Source organism: Alcaligenes sp. SMD-FA (assembly GCF_025960365.1).
Taxonomy (GTDB): Bacteria; Pseudomonadota; Gammaproteobacteria; order Burkholderiales; family Burkholderiaceae_B; genus Alcaligenes; species Alcaligenes aquatilis.
In genome coordinates, this window is the sequence record NZ_CP110108.1 from 4,046,714 (window position 1) to 4,065,972 (window position 19,259).

The following is a 19,259-nucleotide window of genomic DNA, read 5'->3' on the forward strand; positions in this document are numbered from 1 at the left end:
ACCCCACGTGGCATAGCCATGTGGGGTTTTTTTGTCGCCTGGATCATCTGGTTTTATCCGAATACCTGAAAGTATCGGCCCACCCTGAATAAACAGGATGGGGAACCACACGATTTAGCTTATTCCTGATCGCCCTCTGGGGCTTCAGGTTGCGCCTGCTCAGACTCGGAGGCACCCGACACAAAGACGGGGTCTTCCGAAGGCTCAGGAGCCGATGCGAACGGGTTTTCCAGTTCACGGGCTGCTTTGCGCTCTGCCACTTCAAAGGCTTCTTTTTCCTTGCGGGCAGCATGGAAAGCCATACCGGTACCAGCAGGAATCAGACGGCCCACGATCACGTTTTCTTTCAGACCACGCAGATCGTCGGTTTTGCCCATGATGGCCGCTTCGGTCAACACGCGAGTGGTTTCCTGGAAGGAAGCCGCCGAGATGAAGGAGTCAGTCGACAGCGAGGCCTTGGTAATACCCAGCAGCACGTTTTCGTACGTAGCAGGAATACCGTTTTCAGCCAAGACGCGATCGTTCTCGTTCAGCAGTTCGGAGCGTTCAACCTGTTCACCCGTGATGAAGCTGGTATCACCGGCATCCACAATGTTCACGCGGCGCAGCATCTGACGAACAATCACTTCAATGTGCTTGTCGTTGATCTTCACACCTTGCAGACGGTAAACGTCCTGCACTTCGTTAACAATGTAGTTGGCCAGTTTCTCGATACCCTTCAAGCGCAGGATGTCGTGCGGATCAGCCGGGCCGTCCACAATCATCTCGCCCTTGTTCACCACTTGACCGTCGTGAGCCAGAACCTGTTTTTCCTTCGGAATCAGGAATTCGTGGCTGACGCCGTCCAGGTCAGTAATGACCAGACGCTGTTTGCCCTTGGTGTCTTTACCGAAGGAAACCGTACCCGTGACTTCGGCCAACAGACCGGCATCCTTGGGCGAACGGGCTTCGAACAGTTCGGCCACACGTGGCAGACCACCGGTAATATCCCGAGTCTTTTGCGATTCCTGAGGAATACGCGCCAGAATCTCACCCACGGACACTTGCTGACCGTCACGAACGGTAATCAGCGCACCCACTGGGAAGGAGATATTGACCATGTGATCGGTACCCGCGATCTTGATCTCCTGACCCTGTTCGTTCAGCAGCTTGATCTGAGGACGCATGGTGATCTTGCCACCACGTGTCTTGGGTGTGATCACAACCAGAGTCGACAGGCCGGTCACTTCGTCCACCTGACGAGCCACGGTTACGCCCTCTTCGATATTCTCGAAGCGAACCGTACCGGTGTACTCGGACACGATAGGACGGGTCAGCGGATCCCAGCTTGCCAGACGCTGGCCAGCCTTGATCGCATCACCATCACCGACCGTAATGGTGGCACCGTAAGGCACTTTGTGACGTTCGCGCTCGCGACGATTGTCGTCAAAAATGACAATTTCGCCGGAACGGGAGATCGCAACACGTTCGCCCTTGGCGTTGGTCACATAGCGCAGACCGATTTCAAAACCGACCGTACCTGCCGTCTTGGTTTCGACCGAACTTGCCAGTGCAGCACGCGAAGCGGCACCACCAATGTGGAACGTACGCATGGTCAACTGGGTACCCGGTTCACCGATGGACTGAGCCGCGATAACACCGATAGCTTCACCACGATTGACCAGCGTACCGCGGCCCAGATCACGACCGTAGCAGCTTGCGCACAAGCCATGACGGGTTTCGCAAGTCAGCGGAGTACGGATCTTGACTTCATCAATGCCCAGGTTGTCGATCAACTCGACCAGATCCTCGTTCAGCAAGGTGCCGGCGGGGATAACCAGTTCCTGGTTGTCAGGGTTGACGATGTCGGTCGAGGCCACACGACCCAGAATCAGATCGCGCAGGGGCTCGATAACCTCACCACCATCCAGGATGGCTTTCATGGTGTAGCCGCCCTTGGTACCGCAATCGTCTTCGGTAATGACCAGATCTTGAGTCACGTCGACCAGACGACGAGTCAGGTAACCGGAGTTAGCCGTCTTCAAGGCCGTATCAGCCAGACCCTTACGAGCACCGTGAGTCGAAATAAAGTACTGCAGTACGTTCAGACCTTCACGGAAGTTCGCGGTAATAGGCGTTTCAATAATGGAGCCATCTGGCTTGGCCATCAGACCACGCATACCAGCCAGCTGACGAATCTGTGCAGCCGAACCACGAGCACCGGAGTCCGCCATCATGTAGATGGAGTTGAAGGACTCTTGGCGTACTTCTTCACCAAAACGGTTGGTCACTGGCTCGGAAGCCAGTTGCTCCATCATGGCCTTACCCACGCGGTCACCGGCTTTGCCCCAGATGTCCACCACGTTGTTGTAGCGTTCCTGAGCCGTCACCAGACCGGAGGAGTACTGCTTGTCGATTTCTTTAACTTCATTGCTTGCCTGGGCCAGGATGCTTTCCTTGACGGCAGGCACAACCATGTCGTTCATGGCGATGGAAATACCACCGCGTGTTGCCAGACGGAAACCGGACTGCATCAATTTGTCCGCAAAAATCACGGTGGCACGCAGGCCACAGCGACGGAAGGACTGGTTGATCAGACGCGAAATTTCTTTCTTTTTCAACGCACGGTTCAGTGCGGTGAAAGGCATGCCCTTGGGCAGAATTTCGGACAACAAGGCACGGCCAGCCGTCGTTTCGTAACGCTTGATGGTCTTGACCCACTCACCGTCTTCGCCCTTCTCGAATTCTTCGATACGGACGGTCAGACGAGTTTGCAGCTCGACTTCCTTGTTGTCGTAGGCGCGCTGGACTTCGGCCACATCGGCCATGAACAGACCTTCGCCCTTGCCATTTACCAGTTCGCGGGTCGCATAGTACAGACCCAACACGATATCCTGGGAAGGAACGATGGATGGTTCGCCGTTGGCGGGGAACAGCACGTTGTTCGAGGCCAGCATCAGGGTGCGCGCTTCCAGCTGGGCTTCCAGCGACAGCGGCACGTGAACGGCCATCTGGTCACCGTCAAAGTCAGCGTTAAAGGCGGCACACACCAAGGGGTGCAGCTGAATCGCTTTACCTTCGATCAGGACCGGTTCAAAAGCCTGAATACCCAAACGGTGCAGCGTCGGTGCACGGTTTAGCATGACCGGATGCTCGCGGATCACCTCTTCGAGGATGTCCCACACCACCGGTTCCTGGCTTTCCACCAACTTCTTGGCCGCCTTGATGGTCGTAGCCAGACCCATCAATTCCAGACGGTTGAAGATGAAGGGCTTGAACAGTTCCAGCGCCATCAGCTTAGGCAGACCACACTGGTGCAGCTTCAACTGAGGACCCACCACAATCACGGAACGACCAGAGTAGTCCACGCGCTTGCCCAGCAGGTTCTGACGGAAACGACCGCTCTTGCCCTTGATCATGTCGGCCAAGGACTTCAGTTGACGCTTGTTGGCGCCGGTCATGGCTTTACCGCGACGACCGTTATCCAGCAAGGAGTCCACGGACTCTTGCAACATACGTTTTTCGTTGCGCAAGATGATGTCCGGAGCCTTCAGTTCCAGCAGACGCTTCAAACGGTTATTACGGTTGATCACGCGGCGGTACAGATCGTTCAGGTCGGAAGTCGCAAAGCGGCCGCCGTCCAGTGGCACCAGCGGACGCAAGTCCGGTGGCAGCACGGGCAGCACTTCCATGATCATCCAGTCTGCCTTGATGCCGGATTTCTGGAAGCCTTCCAGTACTTTCAGACGCTTGGAGATCTTCTTGATCTTGGCATCCGAGCCAGTGGCTTTCAGTTCGGCGCGCAGGCGCTCGACTTCGCGATCGATGTCGATCGTACGCAGCAATTCGCGCACCGCTTCCGCACCCATCAGGGCGTGGAAGTCATCACCGTATTCTTCGGTCTTGGCCAGGAAATCGTCATCGGACATGATCTGACCGCGCTTGAGCGGGGTCATACCAGGTTCGATCACGCACCAGGCTTCAAAGTACAGTACTCGCTCGATGTCACGCAGGGTCATGTCCAGCACCATGCCCAGACGGGATGGCAGGCTCTTCAGGAACCAGATGTGAGCAACCGGGCAGGCCAGTTCAATGTGACCCATGCGCTCGCGACGCACCTTGGAGACGGTGACTTCAACACCACACTTCTCGCAGATGACGCCACGATGTTTCAGGCGCTTGTATTTGCCACACAAGCATTCGTAGTCCTTGATGGGACCAAAAATCTTGGCGCAAAACAGACCATCGCGTTCGGGTTTGAACGTGCGATAGTTGATGGTCTCTGGCTTGCGGACTTCACCGAAAGACCAGGACCGGATTTTCTCGGGCGAGGCGATGCCGATCTTGATGGCATCGAACTGCTCGTCCTGAGTGACTTGTTTAAAGAGATCGAGTAGCGCTTTCATTATTTACGCTCCAAATCCATGTCCAGGGACAAGGAACGGATTTCCTTGACCAGAACGTTAAAGGACTCCGGCATACCGGCGTCGATCACGTGGTCACCCTTGACAATGTTCTCGTAGACCTTGGTACGGCCGGCGATGTCGTCGGATTTAACCGTGAGCATTTCCTGCAGGGTATAGGCGGCGCCATACGCTTCCAGCGCCCAGACTTCCATCTCCCCGAAACGCTGACCACCGAACTGTGCCTTACCACCCAGCGGCTGCTGAGTAACCAGCGAGTATGGGCCGGTGGAACGAGCGTGCATCTTGTCATCGACCAAGTGATGCAGCTTCAGGTAGTGCATGTAGCCTACAGTGACCATACGCTCAAAGGCTTCGCCGGTACGACCGTCAAACAGGCGAACCTGGGTGCGATGCGGTGCCAGTTGCAAGTTCTCAGCGATATCGTCCGGATAGGCCAGACGCAGCATCTTGTCAATTTCCTGCTCGGTTGCCCCATCGAACACGGGGGTAGCCAATGGCAGACCTTTTTGCAAGTTGGTGGCCAGGTTCATCACTTCGTCGTCAGTCAACTCGTTGATACGAGTTTTCTTGCCGGTCGTGTTGTAAACCTTGTCCAGGAACGCGCGCAGTTCGGAAACCTGCACGTTCTTTTCCTCTTGCATCATGTCGTTGATGCGGTGGCCAATACCCTTGGCAGCCCAACCCAGGTGAACTTCCAGAACCTGACCCACGTTCATCCGCGAAGGCACGCCCAGCGGGTTCAGAACGATGTCCACAGGGGTACCGTCAGCCATGTGCGGCATGTCTTCCACGGGAACGATGCGGGAAACCACACCCTTGTTACCGTGACGACCAGCCATCTTGTCACCAGGCTGCAGACGACGCTTAACAGCCAGGTAAACCTTGACCATCTTCAGCACGCCAGGAGGCAGCTCGTCGCCTTGGGTGAGCTTCTTGCGCTTTTCTTCAAAAGCCAGATCGAACTGGTGACGCTTTTGCTCCAAGGATTCCTTGGTGTGCTCCAGCACCAGTGCGTGTTGCTCATCAGCCAGACGGATGTCGAACCACTGCCAGCGATCCAGATCGTTCAGGTAGTCAGCGGTCAGCTCGGTGCCCTTGGGCAGCTTGCGTGGACCACCGTTGACGGTTTTGCCGACCAGGAACTTCAAGGCACGGTCAAAGGCGTCGTCTTCAACGATTTGCAGCTGATCGTTCAGGTCCTGGCGGTAGCGACGCAGTTCATCATCAATGATGGACTGGGCGCGCTTGTCACGCTCGATACCTTCACGGGTAAAGACTTGAACGTCGATCACCGTACCGACCATGCCCGAAGGCACGCGCAGGGAGGTGTCTTTAACGTCAGAGGCTTTCTCACCAAAAATGGCGCGCAGCAGTTTTTCTTCCGGTGTCAGCTGAGTTTCACCCTTGGGTGTCACTTTACCGACCAGCACGTCGTCGGCACGCACTTCGGCGCCGATGTACACAATGCCGGAATCGTCCAGACGGTTCAGCTGAATTTCGGACAGGTTGCTGATATCGCGGGTGATATCCTCAGGTCCCAGCTTCGTGTCACGGGCAACCACCGTCAGCTCTTCGATATGAACCGACGTGTAGCGATCGTCCGCCACAACCTTCTCGGAGATCAGAATCGAGTCCTCGAAGTTGTAGCCGTTCCAAGGCATAAAGGCGATCAGCATGTTCTGACCCAGAGCCAATTCGCCCAGGTCAGTCGATGCACCGTCAGCCAGCACGTCACCACGAGCCACGATATCGCCACGTTTGACGATAGGACGCTGGTTGATGTTGGTGTTCTGGTTGGAACGGGTGTACTTGGTCATGTTGTAGATATCTACACCGACCTCGCCAGCCACGTTCTCGTCATCGTGCACGCGAATAACCACGCGCTGTGCGTCAACGTCTACCACCACACCGCCACGACGGGCTTGTACGGTCGTACCCGAGTCAACAGCAACAGTACGTTCAATACCGGTACCGACCAAAGGCTTCTCAGGGCGCAGGCAAGGAACCGCCTGGCGCTGCATGTTGGCGCCCATCAGTGCTCGGTTGGCGTCATCGTGCTCCAGGAACGGAATCAGCGAAGCAGCCACAGACACGATCTGCGAAGGAGCCACGTCCATGTAATGGATGTTCTCGGGCGCAGTCATCATGGTTTCGCCCGCTTCACGGCAAGCAACCAGATCGTTCGCAAAGGCACCGTCTTCGGTCAATTCGGCGTTAGCCTGAGCGATGACGTAATTGCTTTCTTCAATAGCCGACAGGTAATCGATCTGTTCACTGACCTTGCCGTCAACAATCTTGCGGTAAGGCGTTTCCAGGAAACCGTACTCGTTCAGACGAGCGTACAGCGCCATGGAGTTGATCAGACCAATGTTTGGACCTTCAGGCGTTTCAATCGGGCACACGCGACCGTAGTGGGTTGGGTGCACGTCGCGCACCTCAAAGCCTGCACGTTCACGCGTCAGACCACCAGGGCCCAGTGCCGAAACACGACGCTTGTGCGTGATTTCGGACAGCGGGTTGGTTTGGTCCATAAACTGCGACAGCTGGCTGGAACCGAAGAACTCTTTAACAGCCGCAGAGATGGGCTTGGAGTTGATCAGATCGTGCGGCATCAGGTTTTCGGTCTCAGCCTGGCCCAGACGTTCCTTGACAGCACGTTCCACACGCACCAGACCGGCGCGGAATTGGTTTTCGGCCAATTCGCCTACGCAACGAACACGACGGTTACCCAGGTGATCGATATCGTCGATCTGACCGCGGCCGTTACGCAGACTCACCAGCACCTGAATGGTGTCCAGAATGTCTTCGTCGGTCAGGGTCATGGGACCTTCGATGCTGTCACCACGGCCCAGACGGCTGTTGACCTTCATGCGACCTACGCGCGACAAGTCGTAGGACTCTTCGCTGTAGAACAGACGGTTGAACAGGGCCTCAACCGCTTCTTCGGTTGGTGGCTCACCGGGACGCATCATGCGATAGATCGCGATACGGGCAGCATTGGAATCCGCTGTTTCGTCAGTGCGCAGGGTCAGGGAGATAAAGCCGCCCTGGTCCAGTTCATTGATGTACAGGGTCTCGAAATCACGCACATTGGCTGCGCGCATTTCGGCCAGAATGGATTCGGTGATTTCGTCGTTGGCGTTGGCAATCACTTCGCCGGTTTCGGCGTTGATGATGTTCTTGGCCAGCACACGACCCAGAAGGAAATCTTCCGGGATGGAAATGTATTCGATCTTGGCTGCTTGCAGGTCGCGCAAATGCTTGGCATTGATACGCTTGTCCTTTTCAACCAGTACGCGACCGTCGCGGTCGGTAATGTCGAAACGGGCAACCTCGCCCTTCCAGTGTTCTGGAACGAATTGCAGCTTGCCACCTTCCTGGTGCAGTTCGATGTGGTCGAACTCGAAGAAGTGGGCCAGGATCTGCTCTGGCGTCAGGCCAATGGCCTTCAGCAAGATAGTCACAGGCATCTTGCGACGACGGTCGATACGGAAGAACAGAATGTCCTTAGGATCGAACTCGAAGTCCAGCCAGGAACCACGGTAAGGAATCACGCGCGCCGAGAACAGCAACTTGCCCGAGCTGTGCGTTTTACCGCGGTCATGTTCAAAGAACACGCCGGGTGAACGGTGCAGCTGGGAAACGATGACTCGTTCGGTACCGTTAATCACAAAAGAGCCGTTATCGGTCATCAGGGGCATTTCGCCCATGTAGACTTCTTGCTCTTTTACTTCCTTGACGGTAGGCTTGCTCACCTCGCGGTCCATGAGGACCAGACGAACCTTCGCCCGCAAGGGGGAGGCATAGGTCAAACCACGAAGTTGACACTCTTTGACGTCGAACACCGGCTCGCCGAGCGTATAGCTCACGAACTCTAGCCGCGCCATTTGGTTATGGCTTACTATTGGAAATATGGAACTGAAAGCTTCCTGCAAGCCTTCAACCTTACGCTGAGAAGGCAGCGTGTCCTTCTGCAAGAAGGTTCTGAAAGAATGCAGCTGGGTAGCCAACAGGTAAGGAACCTGCTGTACGTCTTCACGTTTGGCGAAGCTCTTGCGTATGCGCTTTTTTTCGGTGTACGAATAAGGCATGAGCACTCCGACTCAAGGGTTACACGGACCGTCAACCACGGCCCTGGTTTACGACTCTAAAAAACCCGACTTTCTACAATACTAATTAAAAATCGTGGGTTTTCTGGAAACGCAAAAGCCCGGGAAGGCTTGAAACGCATTCCCGGGCATCTATCGATACTCTTACTTGAGCTCGATCTTGGCGCCAGCTTCTTCCAGCTTCTTCTGAGCGTCTTCAGCATCAGCTTTGGACAGGCCTTCTTTAACAGCCTTAGGAGCACCGTCAACCAGATCTTTGGCTTCTTTCAGGCCCAGACCGGTGATTTCGCGCACGACTTTAATGACGCTAACTTTGTTTGCGCCAACGTCAGCCAGGAACACGGTGAATTCGGTTTGCTCTTCAGCGGCAGCAGCAGCGCCACCAGCAGCAGGAGCTGCAACAGCAACAGCGGCGGCAGCAGCCGACACACCGAATTTTTCTTCCATTTCTTTGATCAGCTCGGACAGTTCGAGCACGGACATTGCGCCGATGGCGTCAAGGATTTCAGCTTTAGTAGCCATTTTTAAGAACTCCAGATATTAGGTAAATGCCAGGTTTGGTTGTCGTTCGCAACGACGAAGTTTCCTGAAGGAAAACTGCTTACGCAGCTTCTTTCTGATCGCGCACAGCCGCCAGGCCGCGAACAAACTTGGTGGGAACTTCGTTAAGCGTACGCACAAAAGTAGCGATAGGTGCTTGCATGGTGCCCAGCAGTTTCGCCAGCAGTTCGTCGCGCGAGGGCATTGTGGCCAGAGCCTTAACACCATCAGCATTCAGAACGCTATTGGGCAGCGCACCGCCCATAATGACCAATTTGTCATTGGTCTTGGCAAAATCTGCAACGACTTTCGCCGCAGCCACGGGATCTTCACTGATGGCGTACATCAGAGGACCCACGAGCTGGCTGGAGATACCGTCAAACGAGGTACCTTCCAACGAACGACGAACCAGCGTGTTTTTCATAACACGCAGGTAGACGCCAGACTCACGCGCTTTTTTGCGCAATACGGTAGCAGAAGCGACGTCCAGACCACGGTACTCGGCGATAATGATCGATTGGGCCTTTGCCAGTTCGGCAGTGACTTCTTCGATGACTACCGCTTTCTCTTCACGATTGAGACTCACGGTTGAACACTCCTTCAAACGATGTCGGGAAGGCTTCCCAACATCAACCGAATGCGGCGCACCTGGACGAGTTCTATTACGAATTCTTCCACGGGCGCCGTCTACGTTGGATGGAGCGTATTGCCCCGATTAAGCATTTAGGTGACTAGTCAGCCCAACTGCTCCAACGGTCTTTGACAGCAGTGATCCTGTAAACAGGATCGCAGCCCAAAGTTCTTTTTTCTAACTGTTGATTAAACAGTCAGAGATGCAATTTCAACACGTGCACCGCCACCCATGGTGGAGGACACGGCAACCTTGCGCAGGTAAACACCCTTGGCAGCAGCTGGACGAGCCTTGTTCAAGGCGTCAACCAGGGCGACCAGGTTGGTTTGCAGCTGTTCAACGTCGAACGAAGCGCGACCAATGGTGCTGTGAATGATACCGGCCTTATCGGTACGGTATTGAACTTGACCAGCCTTGGCGTTTTTAACAGCCGTAGCAACGTCAGGAGTCACAGTACCGACCTTGGGGTTTGGCATCAGGCCACGAGGACCCAGAACCTGACCCAGGGTACCGACAACACGCATGGTGTCGGGCGAAGCGATCACAACGTCAAAGTCCATTTGACCGGCTTTGATTTGCTCAGCCAGATCGTCCAGACCAACGATGTCAGCACCTGCTTCGCGAGCGGCGTCGGCTTTTTCGCCTTGAGCGAAAACGGCAACACGCACGGATTTACCGGTACCAGCAGGCAGAACCACCGAGCCACGGACCAGTTGGTCGGACTTACGGGGATCGATGCCCAGCTGAACGGCGATATCGATGGATTCGTCGAACTTGGCAGTGGCAGTGTCTTTCACCAGGGCCAAAGCTTCGGCCACAGGGTAGAACTTGTTGCGGTCGATCTTGGCAGCAATAGCGGCTGCGCGTTTGCTTACTTTAGCCATGACTTACACCACCCCTTCAACGTTGATGCCCATGCTGCGAGCGCTACCAGCGATGGTACGCACAGCGGCGTCCAGATCGGCGGCGGTCAGGTCGGGTTGTTTGGTCTTGGCGATTTCTTCAGCCTGAGCGCGAGTCAGTGTACCGACTTTGTCCGCGTTAGGACGTGCAGAACCGGATTTGATACCAGCAGCCTTTTTGATCAGGATGGTTGCTGGAGGAGTCTTCATGATGAACGTGAAGCTCTTGTCAGCAAAAGCGGTGATCACCACAGGAATTGGCAGACCGGGTTCCAGACCCTGTGTCTGGGCGTTGAACGCCTTGCAGAATTCCATGATGTTCAGACCGCGCTGACCCAGCGCTGGACCGATTGGAGGGGATGGGTTTGCCTTACCAGCTGGGACTTGCAGCTTGATAAAGCCGACGATTTTCTTCGCCATGCTTAGCTCCTTGCGGGTGATGACGCCTGACACAGACTGCGCCAGGCTTCCCGGGGGTTGTAATTAATCAGGTCTTTTCGACTTGATCGAAATCGAGTTCGACAGGGGTAGCGCGGCCGAAAATAGTAACGGTGACACGAACCTTGTTTTTCTCGTAGTTAACTTCTTCGACGTTACCGTTGAAGTCTGCGAACGGGCCGTCCTTGACGCGCACCAGTTCACCCACTTCAAACAACACTTTGTGCCGTGGCTTTTCAACGCCCTCTTCCATTTGCGACAGGATTTTTTCCACTTCGCGCTCGGAGATGGGAGCGGGACGGTTACCGGAACCGCCCAAAAAGCCGGTGACGCGCGGCGTACTTTTTACCAAATGCCAGGTTTCGTCGGTCAAAGCCATCTCGACCAAAACGTAACCGGGGTAAATACGTCGCTCTGTAATTGATTTCTTGCCGTTTTTTACTTCAACGACTTCTTCCGATGGAACCAGAATGCGACCAAACGCTTCTTGGAGTTCAGCGCGTTCAATGCGCTCCACCAGAGCTTTGTGCACGCTTTTTTCCATGCCGGAATAAACGTGAACCACATACCAGCGTTTGCTCATGTGTGCCCTTTATTTCCAGCCCAGCAACAGGCCATAAATGATCCAGCCGAGCCCTTTGTCAATCAGCCACAACAAGATGGCCATAACGGCAACAAACACAAAGACAATACCTGTCATTTGTGTTGCTTCTTTACGGGATGGCCAGTGAACGCGACGCACTTCCGTATAAGCATCACGAGAAAAAGCGACCAGGCGACGGCCTGTATCGCTAAACCAGATAATTAATACGGCGACGATTAAGCTGGCAACAAATACCCCAGCGCGAACCAGTGAATTTTGACCATCCAGAACGGAATAGCCAACAATACCGGCGGCGACGACTAGGACCGCTAGGCCCAGCTTGATGCGCTCGGAACCTCGGTTAACGGTTTCTACGTTGGTATTCGACATATTCCGACGAGTGACGCCACGCGAGGTGGTGGCGAGTGACTGTGGTGGCAGGGGCAGAAGGAATCGAACCCTCAACCTTCGGTTTTGGAGACCGACGCTCTGCCAATTGAGCTATACCCCTATACCGCGACAAACCATAGCGCGCTAAATGCTATGTTTGGCTTTTAGGCAAAAGAGGATATTAACCTCTTTCGCCTAAAATTACTACTCTTTTTTTTACTTGATGATTTTTGCCACCACGCCAGCGCCAACGGTACGGCCGCCTTCGCGAATAGCGAAGCGCAGACCTTCTTCCATGGCGATAGGAGCGATCAGGGACACTTTCATCGAAATGTTGTCGCCTGGCAGAACCATTTCTTTGTCTTCTGGCAGCTCGATGGTGCCGGTCACGTCAGTCGTACGGAAGTAGAACTGAGGACGGTAGCCCTTGAAGAAAGGCGTGTGACGACCACCTTCTTCTTTGGACAGAATGTACACCTCGGCGTCAAAGTCCGTGTGTGGCTTGATCGAACCGGGCTTGGCCAGAACCTGACCACGTTCCACGTCTTCACGCTTGGTACCGCGCAGCAGCAAACCAACGTTATCGCCAGCTTCGCCTTGGTCCAGCAGTTTGCGGAACATTTCAACGCCGGTACAAATGGTCTTGACCGTGTCTTTGATACCCACGATTTCGATTTCTTCGCCGACTTTGATGATGCCGCGCTCAATACGACCGGTCACAACCGTACCACGGCCGGAGATCGAGAACACGTCTTCAACAGGCATCAAGAAAGTACCGTCAACGGCACGCTCTGGCGTAGGAATGTAGTTGTCCAGCGCATCGGCCAGAGCCAGAACGGCTTGGCTGCCCAATGGGCCTTCGTCGCCTTCCAGAGCCAGTTTGGCCGAACCCTTGATGATCGGGGTGTCGTCGCCTGGAAAGTCGTACTTGGACAACAGCTCGCGAACTTCCATTTCAACCAGTTCGATCAGCTCTTCGTCATCAACCATGTCGGCCTTGTTCAGGAACACGATGATGTAAGGAACGCCAACCTGACGGCTCAGCAGGATGTGCTCGCGAGTCTGGGGCATTGGGCCGTCAGCGGCCGAGCAAACCAAGATCGCGCCGTCCATCTGGGCAGCACCCGTAATCATGTTCTTGACGTAGTCAGCGTGGCCGGGGCAGTCAACGTGTGCGTAGTGACGGTTAGGCGTCTCGTACTCAACGTGCGAGGTGCTGATGGTGATACCACGTGCTTTTTCTTCAGGGGCGTTGTCGATCTGCGAGTAATCGCGTGCTTCGCCGCCGTATGCCTTGGACAGAACCGTGCAGATTGCAGCGGTCAGAGTGGTTTTACCGTGGTCAACGTGACCGATAGTACCGACGTTGACGTGCGGTTTAGTCCGTTCAAACTTGCCTTTAGCCATGGCAGACTCCTGAAGGGATAGAACGATAGAGAGAAGAGAGATGTGGTGCCCATGACGCGGATCGAACGCGTGACCTCTCCCTTACCAAGGGAGTGCTCTACCACTGAGCCACATGGGCATTCAACTTCAGCCCAGAATGGCCAAAGATTTTAAACCTGGAGCGGGTGAAGGGGATCGAACCCTCGTCTTAAGCTTGGAAGGCTTCTGCTCTACCATTGAGCTACACCCGCAGACTTTTCTTCACCCTCTCCTAAAGCCGCCTTGCTGGCTGACTTTAGAAAAGTGCTGGTGGTGGGAGTTGGATTCGAACCAACGTAGGCGCAGGGCCAACAGATTTACAGTCTGCCTCCTTTAACCACTCGGACATCCCACCCGAAGCGAAAATCGAATTATGGGCATGTTTTGCGAAGTCGTCAAGTCTTTTACGAATAAAACCGAATAATTCGATGAAAATCTAAAAAAAAACTGATTTTGACCGGTTTCCTTACTGGTTTTGCCACTGTCTTGGGGCGCCGGGGATACCATTTTTGAGCGCATTCAAAACCAGACAAACAGGACGGAATGCGGGTAAACACATAGATTTTTTCTTGTTTTCAGGGCTTATTTTTGTAAGCAAAAGATACGACATCAGGTTTTCTGCTTTTAATCCGGCTTTCAGGCATCTTCCCTACTCTTTCCTTCTCCTCCTTAAGGTCCTTATCTTGCTGTTTTCTACTGGCTGGAGCACAAGCAAGCAATCTGAATAATCATGCAACCATGAGCAGTCCCGCAAACAAGGTTGGATTGTCCAACAGCTTTAGGAAGGGGAAATCCATCATTTCAGAAGTTTTTCTAATCCATCTCCTTCTTGCCGCTTCTTTTTTACAGGAAGCTGCGGACCATTAACAAAACGCGGCTCATAACAACGAAAAAGCCGACCTGTGGTCGGCTCTTTCAATGGCAATCGCATTGTTTGTAGCTTAATGCGGGCCTGGCTTAATCGTTCGTTTGCTCCAGCAGGGATGACAGGCCCTGCTTTTCCAACAAGGCGTTCAGATGCTCCCAGCCATGAAACGCGATCTGCAGCTGACCTTTATCCTTGGCCCCCACCTTCAAGGTCACTTTAGTCCCCAAGTGGTCAGACAACACTTTTTCAAAGCGCTGTACGTCCCCATTGCGACTGGCCTTGTTCTGAGCCTGTTTGTTGGCAGGTTCGTCATCCTCATGCAGGGCACGGGCAACCAGTTTCTCGGTTTCTCGTACCGACAGACGGCGGGCAATCACTTCGTTGGCCAGCATGATCTGACGAGCAGCGTCCATAGCCAGCAAGGCACGGGCGTGCCCCATATCGATGTCCCCGGCCAGCAGCATAATCTGCACAGGCTCTGCCAGGTTAATCAGACGCAGCAGGTTGCTGGTGGTCGAGCGCGAGCGGCCAATAGCCTGAGCAGCCTGCTCGTGGGTCAGCCCGAACTCGTCCAGCAGACGTTTGACGCCTTGTGCCTCTTCCAGCGGATTCAGATCTTCACGCTGAATGTTCTCAATCAAAGCCATGATGGCGGCATTTTCGTCGCCAACTTCGCGCACCAGGACGGGGACTTCTTCCAGACCTGCAATTTGCGACGCGCGGAAACGACGCTCACCAGCGATGATCTCGTACTTGCCTTTATCCTTACCCGACAAGGGACGCACCAAAATTGGCTGCATCACACCTTGGGCGCGAATGGACTCGGCCAGCTCATTCAAGGCTCCCTCGTCCATTCGAGTGCGCGGCTGATATACCCCTGCCTTCAGCAGCTTAACGGGCAGGTTGGAAGGCGGGCCATCGCTTACCGCCGCTTCGCCCTTTTTCCCTATAGTTGCGATAGCGCCTGTGTCTGCGCCGAGCAAGGCATCCAAGCCTCGACCTAGACCTTTTGGTTTTCGTGTAGCCATGCTTACATTCCTATTGATTCTTGTGTGCCTTATGCCTTATCGCTGCGGGAGTCTTTCTTCAAGCGCTTGATCAGCTCTTTGCCAAAGTCCATATAGGCCTTGGCACCCCGGGAGTTCTTGTCATAGACAATACCTGGCATACCGTGACTTGGCGCTTCAGCCAAACGCACATTACGTGGCACCACCGTCTTGAACACCTTATCGCCAAAATGGGTCTCGATCTGATTGGAGACTTGCTGCTGCAAGGTGACACGACCATCAAACATCACCCGCAGCAAACCAATCAACTGCAGATCCGGATTGATATTGCGATAGACCCGTTTAACCGTATTGACCAGATCCGAGAGCCCTTCCAGAGCAAAGTACTCGCACTGCATGGGGATGATGACCCCATGCGCGCTAGCCAGGCCATTGAGCGTTAACAGCGACAAGGTAGGTGGGCAGTCGATCAGCACAAAATCGTAATCGTCCAGCACCTGTGCCAGAGCCTGTTTAAGTTGTTGCTCGCGCTCTTGCATCTGGATCAGGTCGATTTCCGCGCCCGACAACTCCCTATTGGAAGGCAAGACGTCATAACCACCTGTTTCTGAATGTATCTTTACATTAGCAATGCTTTCATCGCCAATCAGTACTTGGTACAAATTGCCAGACAGGTTGTTCTTATCAATACCGCTACCCATAGTGGCATTGCCCTGGGGATCCAGATCAATCAACAAAACTTTTTTCTTCAGTACCGCAAGTGCAGCGGCCAAATTGATCGCGGTGGTTGTCTTGCCTACCCCACCCTTTTGGTTCGCAATACAGAACACATAGGCACGGGGAGATTTTTCGTCGTTTTTACTCATGATTATCCTTGCTGCACCAACCACACTAGACAACGCTGTGCCTCTAGCTCCGGTACGGTTAATGATTCTATTCGTTCGACTTGCCAGTTACTTTCCGATTGCAATGCGGCTATTTCCAAGTCAGGCTCTTTACCCTTCATAGCTGCAATGCGCCCACCTGGTCGAACATGCCTGCCTGCCAAATTCACGAAATCAAGCAGCGAAGAAAAAGCTCGGGAAACCACAATATCTGCCTGCATGGGTTCCTGCTGCTCTACACGCACATGCATTGCCGACAAATTAGGCAAGGCCAAAGCCCCCACCATTTGTTGAACAAATGCCATTTTTTTCTCAACAGCATCAATGCAAGTAATGTTCCACGTGGAACATGCTGCTGCCAAAACAACACCCGGCAAACCAGCCCCTGACCCTACATCCACAATCCGAACCGATTCTTGAGCCGATTGATTGTGGCCGGCCAGGTAATTCTGAAACGGGCGCACAATAGACAGGCTATCAAAAATATGTTGCACCAGCATTTGATCTGGGTCACGCAGGGCAGTCAGATTATAGGTACGGTTCCAGCGCTGCAACTGATTAATATAATCCAGTAGCTTGCGCACCAAGGCAGGATCCTGATCCAGACCCAAATCCAGCAGGGCCTGATTCAGGCGTTTTGAAAAAATGTCGCTCATACCGTTTGTTTGTTTTTTTGCTTGCGCTTCAGGTGAACCAGCAATAAAGACACCGCCGCAGGTGTCACACCCTGAACACGTCCGGCCTGGCCAATGGTCAAAGGCTTTGCAGCCTTCAAACGCTGCCGCACTTCAATCGACAATCCCTTGATATCGTCGTAATCCAAATCTTCCGGAATGCCCTGCTCTTCCAGCGCTGCCTGACGAGTCACCTCGTCCTGTTGACGCGCCACATAGCCTGCATACTTCACTTGGATTTCAACCTGTTCAACATACACCGGATCGTCCAGACCGGGGCCTGCTACGGGGGCACCTTGATCATTGAGTACAGCCATTAGCTTTGCATAGTCCACTTCGGGACGCTTGAGCAAATCGAAGAAAGAGTATTCCCGTTCGATATTTTTGCCTAACAGTGCATTGGCCTGGTCAGCGGGCAAGCTACGAGGGTTCACCCAGGTGCCCTTCAAGCGCTCAATTTCACGTGCGACAGCATCGCGCTTACGGTTGAATTGATCCCAGCGGACATCATCCACCAGCCCCAATTCGCGACCCATTTCCGTCAGTCGCTGGTCGGCATTATCTTCCCGCAGGCTTAAACGATACTCCGCGCGAGAGGTAAACATGCGGTACGGCTCGGTCACCCCACGGGTAATCAAATCGTCTACCAACACACCCAGGTAAGCCTCGTTACGGCGTGGGTACCACTGTTCTTTATCTTGCGCCAAACGGGCGGCATTCACCCCAGCCAACAAGCCCTGTGCGGCTGCTTCTTCGTAACCCGTCGTGCCATTAATCTGGCCGGCAAAGAACAAGCCACGAATTTGTTTGGTTTCCAAAGTCGGATACAGAGATCGGGGATCGAAATAATCGTACTCAATCGCGTAGCCGGGACGCATGATACGGGCATTTTCCAAGCCAGGCAGACTGCGCACCATTGCTAATTGGATATCGAAAGGCAGACTGGTGGAGACACCATTAGGGTAAATCTCAGTCGTGCTCAAGCCTTCAGGCTCCAGAAACACTTGGTGGCTGCTCTTGTCTGCAAAGCGATGAATCTTGTCTTCAATCGATGGGCAGTAACGTGGGCCAATACCCTCGATGGTGCCCTGGTCGCTATACATGGGCGAGCGATCCAGGCCCGAGCGAATAATATCGTGGGTACGCTCATTGGTGTGCGTAATCCAGCAAGGCATCTGCTGGGGATGCATGGAAACATCACCCATATAGGAAAACACCGGAATCGGATCACTATCGCCTGGCTGAACTTCCAGACGAGAAAAATCGATTGTGTTGGCATCAATGCGTGGAGGGGTCCCTGTCTTCAATCGCCCTTGTGGCAATTGCAGTTCCCGCAGGCGGTGGGCCAAACTGATGGAGGGGGGATCCCCGGCCCGGCCTGCCGAGTAATTATTCAGACCTACGTGGACCAAGCCATTCAAAAAGGTACCTGCCGTCAGAACCACGGATTTGGCTTTGAACTCCAAACCAATCTTGGTGACAGCCCCTACCACCCGATCACCTTCCACAATCAGGTCTTCGACCGACTGCTGGAACACCATCAAGTTGGGCTGATTCTGCAGAACCTCGCGGATAGCTTTGCGATACAAAGAGCGGTCTGCCTGTGCACGCGTTGCACGCACGGCTGGCCCTTTGGAGCTATTCAGGGTGCGGAATTGAATACCAGCATGGTCGGTGGCCAAAGCCATCGCCCCGCCCAGCGCATCCACTTCTTTAACCAAATGCCCCTTGCCAATCCCCCCAATAGAAGGGTTGCAGGACATCTGCCCCAAGGTATCCATATTATGGGTTAACAATAAGGTAGACACACCGGTTCGAGCTGCCGCTAAAGCCGCTTCGGTACCAGCATGTCCGCCGCCTATGACAATAACGTCAAACTCTTCGGGATAAATCATGTCAGAACAGCTAAAAAATAAAAATCAATTATACGATTACCAGCACTGGATGTTCCACGTGAAACACATGAAACCAATATCTGTTCCACGTGGAACACAGTTTTTTGCGTAAATACCACTGTGGATAACTTTGTGGAGAAACAGACCGTTTTTTATCCCCAGGCCCGACTACGGCGCGTGGGTTATGCTTTCAAAGGTTTTTTTTGACCATAACACGCCCAGGAGCGAAGCTATAAAAGGCGCGCTTATCACCCTTAAACCCCATAAAAGTAGCTATCTAAGCGGCTACCCTCCAGCAAGTGGGTAAAGGCAATCCAAGTAGAGAGCAAAATTGTGGATAACAGAACAATCAAAAAAACACTGCCGGATAAATAGGAGCACAGCGCAACAGTCAGGTGACAAGGGAATTTGCGCTGAGAAGGAGAAGGGATAGCTCCCAATTTGCCAATCTGACTACTTTGTCTGCAGACAAAATCAATTAACAAAAAGAGATCCTTCAGACAAGAC

The 19,259-nt window shown here is 53.7% G+C and carries 13 protein-coding genes and 4 tRNA genes; all 17 read right to left on the bottom strand.

From position 1 onward, the window contains the following. Positions 1-119: 119 nt before the first annotated feature. Positions 120-4,385 carry a DNA-directed RNA polymerase subunit beta' gene (rpoC, locus tag OKX01_RS18640; protein ID WP_108728660.1) on the bottom strand — a complete coding sequence of 1,422 codons (4,266 nt, stop codon included), beginning with the start codon at positions 4,383-4,385 and terminating at the stop codon, positions 120-122. After that, entirely contained in the window at positions 4,385-8,497 is a 4,113-nt protein-coding gene (rpoB, locus tag OKX01_RS18645) for a DNA-directed RNA polymerase subunit beta (RefSeq protein WP_094198188.1), read from the bottom strand. The genes rpoC and rpoB overlap by 1 nt, the downstream gene beginning before the upstream one ends. Positions 8,498-8,659: 162 nt before the next feature. Next, a complete protein-coding gene (gene rplL, locus OKX01_RS18650; protein WP_003800851.1) occupies positions 8,660-9,037 on the bottom strand; it encodes a 50S ribosomal protein L7/L12 in 378 nt (125 codons plus the stop codon). Between the two features lie 79 nt (positions 9,038-9,116). Beyond that, positions 9,117-9,641: a 50S ribosomal protein L10 gene (gene rplJ, locus OKX01_RS18655; protein WP_094198189.1), complete on the bottom strand. Its 525-nt coding sequence runs from the start codon at positions 9,639-9,641 to the stop codon at positions 9,117-9,119. Between the two features lie 233 nt (positions 9,642-9,874). After that, positions 9,875-10,570, bottom strand: coding sequence for a 50S ribosomal protein L1 (rplA, locus tag OKX01_RS18660; protein ID WP_094198190.1), 696 nt, complete (start codon positions 10,568-10,570; stop codon positions 9,875-9,877). Positions 10,571-10,573: 3 nt separating this feature from the next. Then, positions 10,574-11,008, bottom strand: coding sequence for a 50S ribosomal protein L11 (rplK, locus tag OKX01_RS18665; RefSeq protein WP_003800842.1), 435 nt, complete (start codon positions 11,006-11,008; stop codon positions 10,574-10,576). 67 nt (positions 11,009-11,075) lie between these two features. Beyond that, positions 11,076-11,609, bottom strand: a complete 534-nt coding sequence (gene nusG, locus OKX01_RS18670) for a transcription termination/antitermination protein NusG (protein ID WP_003800839.1) — start codon at positions 11,607-11,609, stop codon at positions 11,076-11,078. 9 nt (positions 11,610-11,618) lie between these two features. Then, positions 11,619-11,999: a preprotein translocase subunit SecE gene (gene secE / locus OKX01_RS18675; protein ID WP_009464327.1), complete on the bottom strand. Its 381-nt coding sequence runs from the start codon at positions 11,997-11,999 to the stop codon at positions 11,619-11,621. A 45-nt stretch (positions 12,000-12,044) separates the two neighbouring features. Next, positions 12,045-12,120, bottom strand: a tRNA-Trp gene (locus tag OKX01_RS18680). A gap of 95 nt (positions 12,121-12,215) precedes the next feature. Further along, entirely contained in the window at positions 12,216-13,406 is a 1,191-nt protein-coding gene (gene tuf / locus OKX01_RS18685; RefSeq protein WP_094198179.1) for an elongation factor Tu, read from the bottom strand. 43 nt (positions 13,407-13,449) lie between these two features. Next, positions 13,450-13,524 (bottom strand) — tRNA-Thr (locus tag OKX01_RS18690). A gap of 38 nt (positions 13,525-13,562) precedes the next feature. After that, positions 13,563-13,636 (bottom strand) — tRNA-Gly (locus tag OKX01_RS18695). A 56-nt stretch (positions 13,637-13,692) separates the two neighbouring features. Next, positions 13,693-13,779: transfer RNA gene (locus OKX01_RS18700), tRNA-Tyr, on the bottom strand. Between the two features lie 602 nt (positions 13,780-14,381). Next, positions 14,382-15,320, bottom strand: coding sequence for a ParB/RepB/Spo0J family partition protein (locus OKX01_RS18705; protein WP_108726977.1), 939 nt, complete (start codon positions 15,318-15,320; stop codon positions 14,382-14,384). A gap of 29 nt (positions 15,321-15,349) precedes the next feature. Continuing rightward, on the bottom strand, positions 15,350-16,165 hold the full coding sequence (locus OKX01_RS18710) for a ParA family protein (RefSeq protein ID WP_094198194.1): 816 nt from the start codon (positions 16,163-16,165) through the stop codon (positions 15,350-15,352). 2 nt (positions 16,166-16,167) lie between these two features. Continuing rightward, on the bottom strand, positions 16,168-16,839 hold the full coding sequence (gene rsmG / locus OKX01_RS18715; protein ID WP_230019556.1) for a 16S rRNA (guanine(527)-N(7))-methyltransferase RsmG: 672 nt from the start codon (positions 16,837-16,839) through the stop codon (positions 16,168-16,170). Next, entirely contained in the window at positions 16,836-18,752 is a 1,917-nt protein-coding gene (gene mnmG, locus OKX01_RS18720; RefSeq protein WP_094198196.1) for a tRNA uridine-5-carboxymethylaminomethyl(34) synthesis enzyme MnmG, read from the bottom strand. The genes rsmG and mnmG overlap by 4 nt, the downstream gene beginning before the upstream one ends. Between the last annotated feature and the right edge of the window lie 507 nt (positions 18,753-19,259).

What these genes read in the sequence shown, in the direction of transcription:
- mnmG (WP_094198196.1), bottom strand. Translation starts at nt 18,752, where the DNA reads ATGATTTATCCCGAAGAGTTTGACGTTATTGTCATAGGCGGCGGACAT.
- rsmG (WP_230019556.1), bottom strand. Translation starts at nt 16,839, where the DNA reads ATGAGCGACATTTTTTCAAAACGCCTGAATCAGGCCCTGCTGGATTTG.
- rpoB (WP_094198188.1), bottom strand. Translation starts at nt 8,497, where the DNA reads ATGCCTTATTCGTACACCGAAAAAAAGCGCATACGCAAGAGCTTCGCC.
- rplA (WP_094198190.1), bottom strand. Translation starts at nt 10,570, where the DNA reads ATGGCTAAAGTAAGCAAACGCGCAGCCGCTATTGCTGCCAAGATCGAC.
- nusG (WP_003800839.1), bottom strand. Translation starts at nt 11,609, where the DNA reads ATGAGCAAACGCTGGTATGTGGTTCACGTTTATTCCGGCATGGAAAAA.
- rplL (WP_003800851.1), bottom strand. Translation starts at nt 9,037, where the DNA reads ATGGCTACTAAAGCTGAAATCCTTGACGCCATCGGCGCAATGTCCGTG.
- secE (WP_009464327.1), bottom strand. Translation starts at nt 11,999, where the DNA reads ATGTCGAATACCAACGTAGAAACCGTTAACCGAGGTTCCGAGCGCATC.
- rplK (WP_003800842.1), bottom strand. Translation starts at nt 11,008, where the DNA reads ATGGCGAAGAAAATCGTCGGCTTTATCAAGCTGCAAGTCCCAGCTGGT.
- OKX01_RS18710 (WP_094198194.1), bottom strand. Translation starts at nt 16,165, where the DNA reads ATGAGTAAAAACGACGAAAAATCTCCCCGTGCCTATGTGTTCTGTATT.
- tuf (WP_094198179.1), bottom strand. Translation starts at nt 13,406, where the DNA reads ATGGCTAAAGGCAAGTTTGAACGGACTAAACCGCACGTCAACGTCGGT.
- rpoC (WP_108728660.1), bottom strand. Translation starts at nt 4,385, where the DNA reads ATGAAAGCGCTACTCGATCTCTTTAAACAAGTCACTCAGGACGAGCAG.
- OKX01_RS18705 (WP_108726977.1), bottom strand. Translation starts at nt 15,320, where the DNA reads ATGGCTACACGAAAACCAAAAGGTCTAGGTCGAGGCTTGGATGCCTTG.